The 13019-nt window shown below is 66.1% G+C and carries 10 protein-coding genes and 3 pseudogenes; 3 read left to right on the forward strand and 10 right to left on the reverse strand.

Going from position 1 to position 13019, the window contains the following annotated elements:
* Nucleotides 1-57: 57 nt before the first annotated feature.
* Nucleotides 58-528, reverse strand: coding sequence for a LysM peptidoglycan-binding domain-containing protein (locus KY499_RS05575; RefSeq protein WP_219886424.1), 471 nt, complete (start codon nucleotides 526-528; stop codon nucleotides 58-60).
* A 336-nt stretch (nucleotides 529-864) separates the two neighbouring features.
* Between KY499_RS05575 and lexA the strand changes: the two genes are divergently transcribed.
* Nucleotides 865-1614, forward strand: a complete 750-nt coding sequence (gene lexA / locus KY499_RS05580; RefSeq protein WP_123254605.1) for a transcriptional repressor LexA — start codon at nucleotides 865-867, stop codon at nucleotides 1612-1614.
* Nucleotides 1615-1685: 71 nt separating this feature from the next.
* Here the strand turns inward: lexA and KY499_RS05585 are convergent.
* Both KY499_RS05585 and hflX read right to left on the reverse strand, forming a co-directional pair.
* Nucleotides 1686-3726 (reverse strand): annotated as a pseudogene (locus tag KY499_RS05585) (ATP-dependent DNA helicase).
* 145 nt (nucleotides 3727-3871) lie between these two features.
* Complete coding sequence (gene hflX / locus KY499_RS05590; RefSeq protein ID WP_219886426.1) at nucleotides 3872-5440, reverse strand: GTPase HflX; 1569 nt, start codon at nucleotides 5438-5440, stop codon at nucleotides 3872-3874.
* Between the two features lie 170 nt (nucleotides 5441-5610).
* Between hflX and KY499_RS05595 the strand changes: the two are divergent.
* Nucleotides 5611-6226: pseudogene (locus KY499_RS05595) on the forward strand (class I SAM-dependent methyltransferase).
* Here the strand turns inward: KY499_RS05595 and dapF are convergent.
* From dapF to KY499_RS05625, 6 genes and pseudogenes are all read right to left on the reverse strand, one after another.
* Entirely contained in the window at nucleotides 6207-7151 is a 945-nt protein-coding gene (gene dapF / locus KY499_RS05600) for a diaminopimelate epimerase (RefSeq protein WP_219886428.1), read from the reverse strand. The pseudogene KY499_RS05595 and the gene dapF sit on opposite strands and share 20 nt — an antisense overlap.
* Before the next feature lie 10 nt (nucleotides 7152-7161).
* Nucleotides 7162-8068, reverse strand: a pseudogene (miaA, locus tag KY499_RS05605) (tRNA (adenosine(37)-N6)-dimethylallyltransferase MiaA).
* 61 nt (nucleotides 8069-8129) lie between these two features.
* The gene (gene miaB / locus KY499_RS05610; protein ID WP_219886430.1) at nucleotides 8130-9680 is read right to left on the reverse strand and encodes a tRNA (N6-isopentenyl adenosine(37)-C2)-methylthiotransferase MiaB; all 1551 of its coding nucleotides are present in this window, start codon (nucleotides 9678-9680) and stop codon (nucleotides 8130-8132) included.
* 47 nt (nucleotides 9681-9727) lie between these two features.
* Complete coding sequence (locus KY499_RS05615) at nucleotides 9728-10195, reverse strand: regulatory protein RecX (RefSeq protein ID WP_258191065.1); 468 nt, start codon at nucleotides 10193-10195, stop codon at nucleotides 9728-9730.
* A gap of 181 nt (nucleotides 10196-10376) precedes the next feature.
* Nucleotides 10377-11423, reverse strand: coding sequence for a recombinase RecA (gene recA, locus KY499_RS05620; RefSeq protein ID WP_123254468.1), 1047 nt, complete (start codon nucleotides 11421-11423; stop codon nucleotides 10377-10379).
* A 250-nt stretch (nucleotides 11424-11673) separates the two neighbouring features.
* Nucleotides 11674-11892, reverse strand: a complete 219-nt coding sequence (locus KY499_RS05625) for a DUF3046 domain-containing protein (RefSeq protein ID WP_123254469.1) — start codon at nucleotides 11890-11892, stop codon at nucleotides 11674-11676.
* Nucleotides 11893-11933: 41 nt separating this feature from the next.
* Between KY499_RS05625 and KY499_RS05630 the strand changes: the two genes are divergently transcribed.
* The gene (locus tag KY499_RS05630; protein ID WP_258190981.1) at nucleotides 11934-12443 is read left to right on the forward strand and encodes a MarR family winged helix-turn-helix transcriptional regulator; all 510 of its coding nucleotides are present in this window, start codon (nucleotides 11934-11936) and stop codon (nucleotides 12441-12443) included.
* 96 nt (nucleotides 12444-12539) lie between these two features.
* Here the strand turns inward: KY499_RS05630 and KY499_RS05635 are convergent, their stop codons facing one another.
* Complete coding sequence (locus tag KY499_RS05635) at nucleotides 12540-12992, reverse strand: helix-turn-helix domain-containing protein (RefSeq protein WP_123254471.1); 453 nt, start codon at nucleotides 12990-12992, stop codon at nucleotides 12540-12542.
* Nucleotides 12993-13019: the final 27 nt, after the last annotated feature.

Here is a 13019-nt window from a genome sequence, read left to right on the forward strand (position 1 = left end):
TAAGTGACACCGCGACGGCCCTGAAACTGTGACGCCGCGGCGCCGGTGTTCCCGTCTCTAGCTGGTCGGCACGAAGAGCTGCTGGCCCGGCATAACCCTTGCGGCTTCCAGGTTGTTGAGCTGGACAATATCGGCAATCACGTCGCGGGGGTCCCGTTCCGGCGACACCGCACCGGCGATGGCCCACAGCGATTCACCCGCCTGGACGGTCACGGTAACGGTGGGGGTCACGGAGAGTTCGGACACCGATTCCGCAGCCTTGGCCGGGGCGTTGAAGAAGCCACCGAGGGAGAGGAGAAGCGCTGCCAGCAGGACCAGCGGCATGCCGAACACTACGAAACGCCCACGCCTGGTCAGCCGCAGCGGGGCCAGCCTGTCAGAGGGCGCGTCCGGCACCAGCCACAGGTGGCCCCCGGCCGAGTTATGGCGGCCCGCGACCACGCGGCCCGACTTGCCGCCGTCGCCGTGACCACTGCGGCCGCTGTAACTGTGGTCCTGCGTGTCTTGAAAAGCGCTTGTAACTGACATGAACTGAGTCCTCCTGAACAAAACTGTGCCGCCCGGCGTACTCCGCTTACCTGCCGCCACTCGGCCTGATTTCGAACATAAAGTCGAATTCGAGGCCATGGTTGCGCCTCTGATATTCGAACACATCTTCGAACTTTGCTGATTCATTTCTAGCACTTACTAACGAACGTTGTCGAGACTCGCTAGAACAAATGTTTGAAAATGCTGTGTGGCTGGCCTAGGTTTGAGGGACAGAACAACCACTTCTGCAGTTGATCAGCAGGGTCTGACATTTCAGGCCGGACGTTCCCGGCAACTGCGACGACAGCCGGGTGGAATGGAAAGGCGTTGGCGAACATGGCAGCACAAGCCACCGGCGGCAGGGCCACCCCACGGAGCCCCAAGCCCGCCCGGGCACCCAAGAGCCTGACCGTCCGGCAGAAGAAGATCCTGGAGACCATCCAGCGCTCTGTCACGGACAACGGTTACCCGCCGTCCATGCGCGAGATCGGCGACACCGTCGGGCTCGCCAGCCTCTCCAGCGTCACCCACCAGCTTTCGCAGCTGGAAAAGCTCGGCTACCTGCGCCGCGATCCCAAGCGCCCCCGGGCGATGGAAGTTCTGATGCCGCTGACGCTGGATGAGGGAAAGGCGGCAATTCCCGGGGTGGAAAAATCGGGCGGTCTGCGCGCCGTCGGCGGAATGTCCGTCTCGGAACTGGCCAGCGCCACGGACACGGCCATGGTTCCCTTCGTGGGGCGGATCGCCGCCGGTGGACCTATCCTGGCCGAGCAGGTGGTCGAGGATGTGATGCCGCTCCCCCGCCAATTGGTAGGCCACGGCGAATTGTTTATGCTCCGGGTCGCCGGGGATTCCATGATTGACGCCGCGATCTGCGACGGTGACTGGGTTGTGGTCCGCCGGCAGAAGGATGCCCTGAACGGAGACATCGTGGCTGCGCTGCTCGACGACGAGGCAACGGTCAAGACGTTCCGCCAGCGCGACGGTCACACCTGGCTGCTCCCGCAAAACACCCAGTACGAGCCGATCCTCGGCGATCACGCAGTCCTGATGGGCAAAGTCGTCTCGGTCCTGCGCTCTCTCTAACCCGGGCGCCCGTAGGGACACAAACAGGGACGCAGCCCGGCCGGGCGACACCTGCCCCGCGCGCCACCGGCCTAAGCCTTGGCCGGCTCCTTGGCGAGGCGCTCAAGCGCTGCCCGGGCCACCGACGGGTCGGTCGTCGGCCAGAACGGCGGCAGGGCCGCGCGGAGGAACCCGCCGTAGCGTTCCGTCGACAGCCGCGAATCCAGAACCGCCACCACTCCCCTGTCGGACGTGGATCGGATCAACCGGCCCGCCCCCTGGGCGAGGCGGATGGCCGCATGGGTCGCCGAGACCGCCATAAAGCCGTTGCCGCCGGCCTGTGCCACCGCCCGGGACCGTGCCGTCATCAGCGGGTCATCGGGCCGTGGGAATGGTATCCGGTCGACCACCACGAGTCGGCACGAAAGGCCTGGAACGTCGACCCCCTGCCACAGCGACATTGTCCCGAACAGGCAGGTGTCCGGTTCGTCGGCAAACTGCCGCACCAGCGCCGTCATGGACGAATCCCCCTGGCACAAAATGCTGTGATCCAGCCGCGGCCGCAGGGCCTCGGCGGCTTCCTCGGCCGCCCGGCGGGACGAGAAGAGGCACAGCGCCCCGCCACCGGAGGCGCGGATCAGCTTCTCGAGCTCATCCAGTGCCTCCGGGGACGTCCCGCGGCCGGGCTTGGGCAGGTGCCGGGCGACGTAAAGGATGCCTTGTTTCGGATAATCGAACGGCGACCCGACATCGACGCCGGTCCAGCTCGGGGCCCCACTGCCGACCAGGGCCCAGGCCGCCTGCTGCCGGTTCGAACGCGGCACCGATCGCCAGGGTGGCCGAGGTCAGGATAACGGTGTGGCCCGCGAACAGGCCCTCCCGCAGCCGCCCGGCGACGCTGAGCGGAGCCACGTTGATCAGCGCTGGGGAGTGTTCGTCCGGCTGGGTGTAACCCTGTTGCGGATCAAAGGTGCTGTTCCGGGAGAACCAGACCACCTCGCGGTTCTCCCGGGCGGCCAGCAGCCGTTCGCAAAGTTCAAGGATGACCATCAGCCGCGAGCGTGCCAGCTGCCGGCCGCCGTCGGCCGTAGTACCACTTTCCGCCTTGGAATCCGACAATGCCGCCCTGCAGGCATCACGCAACTGGTCCACACAGTCCAGCTGCTCGCCGTTGAGCCCATTGGGCATCAGGCCGCTGGGAACGTCGGCAACGGCCAGCTCGAGGTTGGCGGCGGCGTTGTTCAGCGCGTCCACGGTGATCCCGGTATGCTTCCGGGCGCCGGAGGCGGCAGCGTGGACCATGGCCACCGACAGCTGGCCCGAGACGGCGCCGGTGACACGGTCCTGCAGTTCGTGGGCCTCGTCGACCACCACAACGTCGTATTCGGGCAACACCGCGAGTCCCTCGAAGGCGCTGACGGCGAGCATGGCGTGATTGGTCACTACGACGTCGGCGTCGGCGGCGTTTTGCCGGGCCAGTTCACTGAAGCATTCGGCTGCGAGCGGGCACTTCTGCGCCCCGAGGCATTCCATCGACGTGACCGAAACCTGGCGCCAGGCCCGGTCCGTCACCCCGGGCATCAATTCGTCGCGGTCACCCATGGCAGTGTCTTCGGCCCATTCGCGAAGCCGGACAACTTCCTTGCCCAGCTGGGAGGCAGCGCCGCCCATGGCCGCCGCAAAATGCGGCACACTGGTGTCCTCGCCGAGCGAAAACAACTGCCCTTCGGACGGTTCCTCGGACGGGAACCCGCCCTCGAGCTTGTGCCGGCAGACATAGTTGGACCGGCCCTTCACGAGGGCCACCTTGACCGGGCGTTCGAGCGCAGGAGTGATGGACTTCAGCAGCCGCGGCAGGTCGCGGCCGACAATCTGGGTCTGCAGCGCCAGAGTGGCGGTCGAGACGAGCGTTGGCTTGTTGCTGACCAGCGAGTGCGCGATCAGCGGAATGAGGTACGCCAACGATTTACCAGTACCGGTTCCCGCCTGGACGAGCAGATGGTCACCGGTCTCGATGGCACGCGCCACCTGCCGGACCATCTCGTGCTGGCCGCTGCGGCTTTGGCCGCCCATGCCGGCCACGGCCCGGTCGAGCAGTTCGATGACGCGTTGTTCGCTGGCCGTTCCGGAAATGCCGGCCGGTTCCGGCGCTGCCTCACCGTCAACTGCCTCCCCGTCGGCGGGTTCGCCGGCCGCGGGTTCGCCCACAGCCGGCTCGTCCGCCGCAGGTACACCTGCCAGCCCGGCCACAGGTTCACCTGCCGCCGAAGGACCCGTTTCAGTCATTAGTGACGAACGACGCGAGTTCGGCTGCGAGGCCTTCACGCACCAAAACAACGGCACGGGTGCCGGTCTCCTCATGCTCGAGGCTGACGATCTCGGCGTCGGTCTCGTGGAGTTTACTGATCAAGTCTCCGCGTTCGTAGGGGATGAGCAGTTCGAGCTTTACCCCGGGCCGCGGGATGCCGTCGCTGATGGCCTGGAGCAGTGCCGGGATACCTTCGCCCGTGCGTGCCGAGACCACAACGTGGCGCGGTTCGCGCTGCTTGAGTCGTTCCAGCACGAAGGGATCGGCGGCGTCGGCCTTGTTCAACACGATGATTTCGGGGACCTTGCGTGCGTCCACTTCGCTGAACACGGCGCGGACCGCGGCAATCTGCCCCTCAGGATCGGGGTGCGAAGCGTCCACGACGTGCAAAATCAGGTCTGAGTCTGCGACCTCCTCCAGGGTGGAGCGGAAGGCCTCCACGAGCTGGGTGGGCAGGGAGCGGACAAAACCGACCGTGTCGGCCAGCGTGTAGCCCAGGCCGTCCGCGGTCTCGGCTTTCCGGACCGTCGGGTCCAGGGTGGCGAACAGTGCGTTCTCCACCAGGACGCCGGCGTCGGTCAGACGGTTCAGGAGCGAGGACTTGCCGGCGTTGGTGTACCCGGCAATCGCCACGGACGGTACGGCGTTGCGGCGTCGGTTAGCCCGCTTCGTCTCACGGGCAGGCTTCATGGCGGCGATCTCGCGGCGCAGCTTGGTCATCCGCGTACGGATCCGGCGGCGGTCCAGTTCGATCTTCGTTTCACCGGGACCGCGCGAACCCATACCGGCGCCGGCACCGCCCACCTGGCCACCGGCCTGGCGGGACATCGACTCGCCCCAGCCGCGCAGTCGCGGGAGCAGGTACTCGAGCTGTGCCAGTTCCACCTGGGCCTTGCCCTCACGGCTCTTGGCGTGCTGGGCGAAGATGTCCAGGATCAGGGCTGTCCGGTCAATGACTTTGACCTTGACGATGTCTTCCAGGCTGCGGCGCTGGGACGGTGCGAGTTCGGCGTCGACGATGACGGTGTCCGCGCCCGTGGACATCACGATGGCCTTGAGTTCCTGTGCCTTGCCGGATCCGAGGTAGGTGCCGGGATCGGGTTTGGAACGGCGCTGGACAAGGCCGTCGAGAACTTCGGAGCCGGCCGTTTCGGCGAGGGCCGCGAGTTCACGCAGCGAGTTTTCGGCGTCGGCAAGGGTGCCTTCGCTCCACAGCCCGGCCAGGACAACGCGCTCCAGGCGCAACTGGCGGTACTCGACTTCGGTGACGTCTTCGAGTTCGGTGGACAGGCCCGCGGTACGCCGCAGGGCGTGACGTTCGGCAAGATCCTGCTGGTCGCCGTCGTAGTCGCTGCGTTCCCCGTCAGTCCGGGAAATGGCCTGGGCCTTGCCGAACACCGCTTTTGGTTCGTCCGCGCCGGGGGCTGCGTTCCGGACGGGGGTGTCCTTGGACAGGATCCGGTCGATCACTGCCTGGATTTCCGCAGGACCCATGTCCTGGTCGGCTGAGTCGGGTCCGGTGTTGGGCTGACTGGTCATGGTCTCCTTATAAGATTCGGCTCTTCCAGAATAGTGCCGATTGCACTCGTGCGCTGCGGTATTCGCGCTGGGCGGACTACCCCGGGACATTAGGTGCGCCCGGTGGGCCGCTGATTCTTCCGGACGGCCGGTTTCGCATCCGGACGGGCGGGCCACTAATCTGGCCAGTTATGGAGTCTGCACACTATTTCAGCGCCCAGCCCGCCGGGGCCGTTCACCCGCAAGCCACTGACCGCGGAGCTTGCCGGTGAAACCCGCCTGCTGCAGACATCCTCAGCGATCTTCAGCCCGGACGGGATCGACAAAGGCACAGCGGTCCTGCTGGCCGAGGTCCCCGCGCCCGCGCCGCAGGGAAACCTGCTGGACATTGGTTGCGGCTGGGGCCCAATAGCCTTAACCCTCGCCCTGCGCGCGCCGCAAGCCCGGGTCTACGCCGTGGACGTCAACGAGCGCTGCGTCACCCTGACCAACGAGAACGCCGCGCTGTTGGGTCTGGACAACGTCTCGGCGTGCACGCCGGACGCCGTCGACCCGGACGTGAAGTTCGACACCATCTGGTCCAACCCTCCGATCCGGATCGGCAAGGATGAGCTCCATGCGCTGCTGCGCCGGTGGCTGCCGCGGCTGGCGCCGGGCGGTTCGGCCTGGTTGGTGGTGCAGAAGAACCTCGGCGCGGATTCACTGCAGCGCTGGCTGGCCGGGGAACTGGACAGCACTTTCACGGTAACCCGGGAAAGTACGTCAAAGTCCTTCCGGATCCTGCTGGTCAGGAAAGCGTCCCGCTAGCGACGATCACAGCCGGGCCGCTGAGTTCAACGTGCTCGTGGCCACCGGCGCCCGGGAAGAATTTCACCCCAACGACGCCACCGGGCACGTGGACATTCCAGGCGTCCGGGGCACCCTCGCCGGCCCAATGGCGGATTGCGACGGCGGCAGCGCAGGCACCGGTGCCGCAGGACTGGGTTTCGCCCACGCCACGCTCGTGCACTCGCATGGTGATGGACCCGATCCCGTCGTGGACCAGGGGTTCGGATGGTACGACGAACTCCACGTTGGTGCCGTGCGGGGGCGTCGGATCAACGTGGGGAGGGGTAAACAGCGCAGTAGCCTCAAGTTCGGCGAGTTCGGCCAGCGCTACGACGGTGTGCGGATTGCCCATGCTGACCGAGAGCGCAGGCCTTGCCACCTCAAGGCCTGCGGCGCTGACAAGCGAATCCATCGCACGGGCCGTGGCCTCGCCGGGGAAGATGAACTCCCAGGGGCCCATGTCGACGGCGTAGCCGGCCGCCGTGCGGACGATCGTTTTAGCTCCGCCGCGCGTTCCGATCGTGAGCGATCCCCCGGCCGGCAAATCAACGAGTCCTTCGGCGATCAGGAAGTGCACAAATACCCGGACCCCATTGCCGCACATCTCAGACAGGGACCCATCACCGTTGCGGTAGTCCATAAACCATTTGGCCCCGGGATGGTCCATCAGCAGCTCCTGGCCTTCGGGCAGGAGCATGGACGGGACGGCGCGGATCAGGCCGTCCCCGCCGATGCCGCGATGCCGGTCGCACAAGGCCGCTACCTGCTCCGCGGTGACCGTCAGTGCACCGTTCGGGTCCGCGATCAGCACGAAGTCGTTGCCTGTCCCGTGGCCCTTGGAGAAGCTAAGTCCGCTCAGTCCGGCGGAGTTACGGTCAGCGGCCGCGGCCAGGTTTTCTTCCATGCACCCAAGATTACCGTTTCGGCGGCACACTCCGGCATAACGCGGCGGACCTGGCTACCAGTTCCGGATCTTCCCAATCGATCCAGGTGACGCGGGGATCTGCACGGAACCAGGTGAGTTGGCGCCGGGCGAATTGACGGGTGGCGACGATGGTTGCCTCGGCGGCCTGATCGACGTCGCTGTCCCCGTCGATGACGCCCAGGAACTGGGCGTAGCCGAGCGCGCGGGGTGCCGTCCGTCCGCTCCGGAGCCCGGCAGCGTCGAGCCGGCGGACTTCCGCCAGCAGGCCGTTGTCCACCATGGCGTGGACGCGTCGGGCCAGTCGGGGCCCGGAGGACGTCGCGGTCCACCTGCAGTCCGATCTGGATGGCCGGCGCGATGTACTCGCGGGTGGGCATAAAGGAGCTGAAGGGCCGGCCCGTCAATTCAAAAACTTCCAGGGCGCGGATGAGCCGGCGGGCGTCGGAGAGCCTGCCGGCGGAGACGGCGTCGACGCTCTCCAGCCGCTGCCGCAGCACAATGGGTCCGGCCGTTTCCATGTCCGCTTCGAGCCGGCGGCGGATCTCCGGATCCGTGCCGGGGAACTCCAGGATATCGAGGGCGGCGCGCACGTAGAGCCCGGAGCCGCCGGCGAGAATCGCTCGTCTACCGCGTCCGTGGATGTCGGCGATGAGAGCCCGGGCCTGTCGCTGGAAGTCCGAAACACTGGCTTCCTCGGTCACATCGAGGATGTCCAGCAGGTGGTGCGGAACTCCCCTGCGCTCGGCGAGGGAGATCTTGGCGGTGCCGATGTCCATGCCGCGATAAAACTGCATTGCATCAGCGTTGATGACCTCACCGTCAAGCTCCAGCGCGAGCGATACCGCGAGATCAGATTTGCCGGAGCCGGTCGGTCCGACGACGGCGATCACCGGCAGGGCCGTCCCGTCCGCCGGCGCGTTGTGCGGTCTGTGTTGTCCGGCAGGTTCGCCCACTGGACTAGCGGCCGCGCAGCGGGAGCGCTGGCATGCCGAGGGAAACACCGGCTTTGCCCGTTCCGGACGCCGGCGCGGGGGCCCCGCACGAATCGGCCAGGGACCGATCCCACGCGTCGCCGGCCCGGGAGCGCCGGATGCTGTACTCCGCTGCCGACGCCGGGTCCGAGACCAGGTGGAAGGCCGCGGCGGCGGTGATGGTGACGGTCACGAGGTCACCGGGGCGCGGTGTTTCGGCGCCGTCGGGGACAGAGAAGTGCACGAGCCGCTGGTCTTGGGTGCGGCCGGAGAGACGGTGGGTTTCCTCCGCCTTGCGTCCGGAGTGCGCGGTGACCATAACCTCGACCTGCCGGCCCAGCTGGCGGGCATTCTCTTCCGCCGCTATCCGGTCCTGCAGGGCGGTGAGCCGTTCGAAGCGTTCCTGGACGACGGCCTTCGGCAGCTGCCCGGGGAGCTCGGCTGCGGGCGTGCCCGGCCGCTTGGAGTACTGGAACGTGAAAGCGGTGGCGAACCGGGACTTCTCCACCACATCCAGGGTGGCCTGGAAGTCTTCCTCGGTTTCGCCGGGAAAGCCGACGATGATGTCAGTGGAGATCGCCGCGTGCGGGATCCGCTCCCGGACTTTGTCCAGAATGCCCAGGAACTTCGTGGAGCGATAGGAGCGTTTCATGTCCTTGAGAACCTTGTCCGAGCCGGACTGGAGGGGCATGTGCAGCTGCGGCATCACGTTGTGGGTTTCGGCCATGGCATCGATCACGTCGTCCGTGAAGGCCGCCGGGTGCGGGCTCGTGAAACGCACGCGTTCCAGGCCCTCGATCCCGCCGCAGGCCCGCAACAGCTTGGAGAAGGCCTGCCGGTCGCCGAACTCGACCCCGTAGGAGTTCACGTTCTGTCCCAACAGCGTCACTTCGATGGCGCCGTCGTCGACGAGGGCCTGGATTTCAGCAAGGATGTCTCCGGGCCGGCGGTCCTTTTCCTTCCCGCGCAGAGCGGGCACGATGCAGAAAGTGCAGGTGTTATTGCATCCGACCGAGATTGATACCCAGCCGGAGTAGACCGAGTCACGCTTGGTCGGCAGCGTCGACGGGAACACATCCAGGGATTCGAGGATCTCCAGCTGGGCCTCGTCGTTGTGGCGCGCCCGGTCCAGGAGCGCTGGCAGGGCACCGACATTGTGGGTACCGAAGACGGCATCCACCCAGGGCGCCTTCTTCAGGATCGTTTCCCGGTCCTTTTGGGCGAGGCAACCGCCGACGGCGATCTGCATCCCCGGGTTCGCGGCCTTGACCGGCGCCAGGATGCCGAGGTTGCCGTAGAGCTTGTTGTCAGCGTTTTCCCGCACGGCGCAGGTATTAAACACCACAACATCCGCCAGCTCACCGGCGGAGGGCACGTAGCCGGCGGCCTCAAGCATCCCGGCCATGCGTTCGGAATCATGCACGTTCATCTGGCAGCCGAAGGTACGCACCTGATAGGTGCGCGGCTGCGGAGTGTCGGCGGCCGGGTCAGTAGCGGCGGAAGTGGCTTCGGCTGGGGAGGGGATGGTCAAACTCACCTGTTAAGGGTACCGGGTCCAGCCGGTACCCGTCCCGGTCCGCAGCTTCAGTCGCCGGTATCAGCGACAGCGGCCTCGAGGACCTCGCTGACAATCCGGAACGCCTGTGAGGGCTGGTATCCCTTGCGGGCCAGCATTGACGCGAGCCTGCGCGTGATTTTGTCCCGTTCGGCCCGGTCCTCGCCGCCTGTGAAGCCCCGGAGCTTGCGCCGGACAAGTTCCCGGGCAGCGTTCTCCTCGTCCTCGTCACTGACTTGTTCCAGGGCCACCGCTGCCGTGTCCGGGGAGATTCCTTTGTCGGCCAGTTCACGCCGCAGGGCGCCCCTGGCCAGTTTTCGGGTCTGGGACCTGCTGCGCACCCACATGTCGGCGAACTCGGCATCGTCGATCAGGCGCACTTCTTCGAAGCGGTCCAGCACGGCCTCGGCCACGTCCTCCGGGACGTTGCGCTCGGCAAGCTTGCGGGAGAGCTGGAGTCGGCTTTTCGGAGACGTCGTCAGTTGCCGCAGGACGATTGCCCGGGCGACAGCTGCAGGATCGGCGTCCCGGTCTTCCCCCGGCGGTCCCTGCTGTGAGGGACGTGGCCGCCGTCCAGGGCCCGCGGCGCTGTCGTCCGGCCCGTCGGCGGCATCGCCTGGCGTGCCGTCCACACCGGGCTTCCGCGGACGGAAGCCCTGCCCCCTGCGTGCCCTGCCGCTAGCCGTCAACGGCCTTCAGCTTCGGTGATGCTTCAGTCTCCGCCGGCTTCACGCCGACGCCGAGCTTCTCCTTGATCAGCCGTTCCAGTTCGGAAGCCAGCTCGGGGTTGTCCCGGAGGAAGCGGCGGGAGTTCTCCATGCCCTGACCCAGCTGGTCGCCGTCGTAGGTAAACCAGGAGCCGGACTTCTTGATGAAGCCGTGCTCGACGCCCATGTCAATGATGCCGCCCTCGCGGGAGATGCCCTGGCCATAGATGATGTCGAATTCCGCGATCTTGAACGGCGGCGCCATCTTGTTCTTGACGATCTTGGCCTTGGTCCGGTTGCCGACGGAGTCCGCGCCCTCCTTGAGGGTCTGGATCCGGCGGACATCGATGCGGATCGAGGCGTAGAACTTCAGCGCTTTACCACCGGTGGTGGTTTCCGGCGAGCCAAAGAAGACACCGATCTTCTCGCGCAGCTGGTTGATGAAGATGGCGGTGGTTTTGGTCTGGCTCAGGCGCCCGGTGATCTTACGCAGGGCCTGGCTCATCAGGCGGGCCTGCAGGCCAACGTGGCTGTCGCCCATGTCACCCTCGATTTCGGCGCGGGGAACGAGCGCGGCGACGGAGTCGATGACGATCACGTCGAGGGATCCGGAGCCGATCAGCATGTCCATGATTTCCAGGGCCTGCTCGCCGGTATCCGGCTGGGATACCAGGAGGGCGTCTGTGTCCACGCCGAGCTTGGCGGCGTACTCGGGGTCCAGGGCGTGCTCGGCGTCGATGAAAGCGGCAATCCCGCCCAGGCGCTGGGCGTTGGCCACCGCGTGCAGGGCCACCGTGGTTTTACCTGAGGATTCGGGGCCGTAAATTTCAACGACGCGGCCGCGCGGCAGGCCGCCAATTCCAAGTGCCACGTCCAGCGCAATGGAGCCGGTGGGGATGACCTCGATGGGTGCACGGACCTCGTCGCCCAGGCGCATGACTGAGCCCTTGCCGAACTGCTTATCAATCTGGGCAAGCGCTGCGTCGAGCGCCTTTTGACGATCCGGGGCTGCGGCCATGGTTCACACCTCTAATGTTGTCTCGCTGTGGAGCGGCCGTTGCGGCCGTTTATCTGTCATTACTGACGCTAGTAGCACCCACCGACAATGTTGTCGGCCAAAGTCGCGTATGTGGAAAGTGCCCTGAAAAAAGCATAGTCCCATCCGAACAGATATTCGAACAATGGGCGGCGTGTCAGGTGCCGTGGTGCATCCGGCTACCCTCGGGGCATTTTCCTCGGCGGCCTCTCAGTGCGGTTTCGCGGCGGCCTCAGCGCGGTTTAACGTCCCGGCCCAGCCGGCGTTCGGTCGGGACGTCCTGGACGTCACAGACGGCCAGCCAGACCTGCCGCGGGGGCACTCCGGCGCCCAGGGCCTGCTCCGCGGTGCGCCCGCCGGCTCCTGACAATACCAGTGAGCGGCTGAGCACACGGGAGTATCCGGCTCCGAATTCGTCGTCCATAAGCCGCCAAAAGTCACTGATTCGCACCAATAAATCCTCTCACGGGCGGGGACCCTAGAATGGTTGCCATGAGCAACCCCACCGAGGATACCGGAACCTTTGACAGTGCCGCGGATCCCACAGACGTTGCACTGTCCGCCGTCGAACACCAAATGAGCCTGCTGTGGCGGCGTGCCCGGTCGATTTCATACCAACTGTCCCGCCAGGTGCATCCGGACATGGAACCGGCCGCATACGGCCTGCTCACGGTGATCCGCCGGCAGGGACCTATCCGTCTGACCGACCTGGCTTCCTCCATCGGCGTCGGCAAGCCCTCAGTGAGCCGGCAGATCGCCTTCCTTGAAAGCATCGGCCTGGTCTCGAAGGAAGCGGACCCGCTGGATGGCCGGGCACAATCGATCCGCCTGACGTCCGAGGGCGAGGACCGGATGCACGAAGTGCAGGACGCCCGCCGGGAAGTCTTCCGCCAACGGCTCGGCTCATGGCCCGTGGAGGAGCTGCAGACCCTGGTGGAGTACATCGGCAAGCTGAATGCCACCTACGAGGGCGACGGCTTCCCGCCTGACGAACCCCGGTAGCACGGCTGCCGGCGCACGCAGGTAAGGCCCGCGGCATAAAGCCGGGGCCTTTCCTCACACCACTGTTCTTGGGGGCCGATGACCCGCCGGGAAGCGTTAGCGCGCCCCGGAGAGCAGTCCCTTGGCCAGTTCGACTGTCAGGTCTGCGTTGAGTTCACGGTCCATATCCCGGCCATAGCGCTGGGAAAATTCCTGCGGAACGGTGTCCGGGACCGCCACGCCCTCGGCGACGGCGACGCGTTCGCTCACTTCGCGCAGCATGCTCGAGAGCGGAACATCGAGGGCCGAGCAGATCGAGGAGAGCAACTCCGAAGAGGCCTCCTTCTGGCCGCGCTCCACTTCGCTCAGGTAACCCAGTGATACGCGGGCGCTGTGCGAGACTTCGCGGAGGGTACGGCCTTGGCGTTGGCGGACATCACGCAGGACATCGCCGATTTCATGACGAAGTACAACCATCTTGCGCTCCTTATGTTCGCTCTTTGCCTGATCGGCGAGGCCCACATCCTTCCAGCGGACAACGCCGTTTACGGATACGGGCTGCTTTACCATCTGTATCGCCTTGCTCCCTCGTACATT

Origin of the sequence: Arthrobacter sp. PAMC25284 (assembly GCF_019443425.1) — a bacterium.
GTDB lineage: Bacteria > Actinomycetota > Actinomycetes > Actinomycetales > Micrococcaceae > Arthrobacter > Arthrobacter oryzae_A.

What these genes read in the sequence shown, in the direction of transcription:
- KY499_RS05635 (WP_123254471.1), bottom strand. Translation starts at nt 12,992, where the DNA reads ATGGTAAAGCAGCCCGTATCCGTAAACGGCGTTGTCCGCTGGAAGGAT.
- recA (WP_123254468.1), bottom strand. Translation starts at nt 11,423, where the DNA reads ATGGCCGCAGCCCCGGATCGTCAAAAGGCGCTCGACGCAGCGCTTGCC.
- dapF (WP_219886428.1), bottom strand. Translation starts at nt 7,151, where the DNA reads ATGGAAGAAAACCTGGCCGCGGCCGCTGACCGTAACTCCGCCGGACTG.
- lexA (WP_123254605.1), top strand. Translation starts at nt 865, where the DNA reads ATGGCAGCACAAGCCACCGGCGGCAGGGCCACCCCACGGAGCCCCAAG.
- hflX (WP_219886426.1), bottom strand. Translation starts at nt 5,440, where the DNA reads ATGACCAGTCAGCCCAACACCGGACCCGACTCAGCCGACCAGGACATG.
- KY499_RS05575 (WP_219886424.1), bottom strand. Translation starts at nt 528, where the DNA reads ATGTCAGTTACAAGCGCTTTTCAAGACACGCAGGACCACAGTTACAGC.
- KY499_RS05630 (WP_258190981.1), top strand. Translation starts at nt 11,934, where the DNA reads ATGAGCAACCCCACCGAGGATACCGGAACCTTTGACAGTGCCGCGGAT.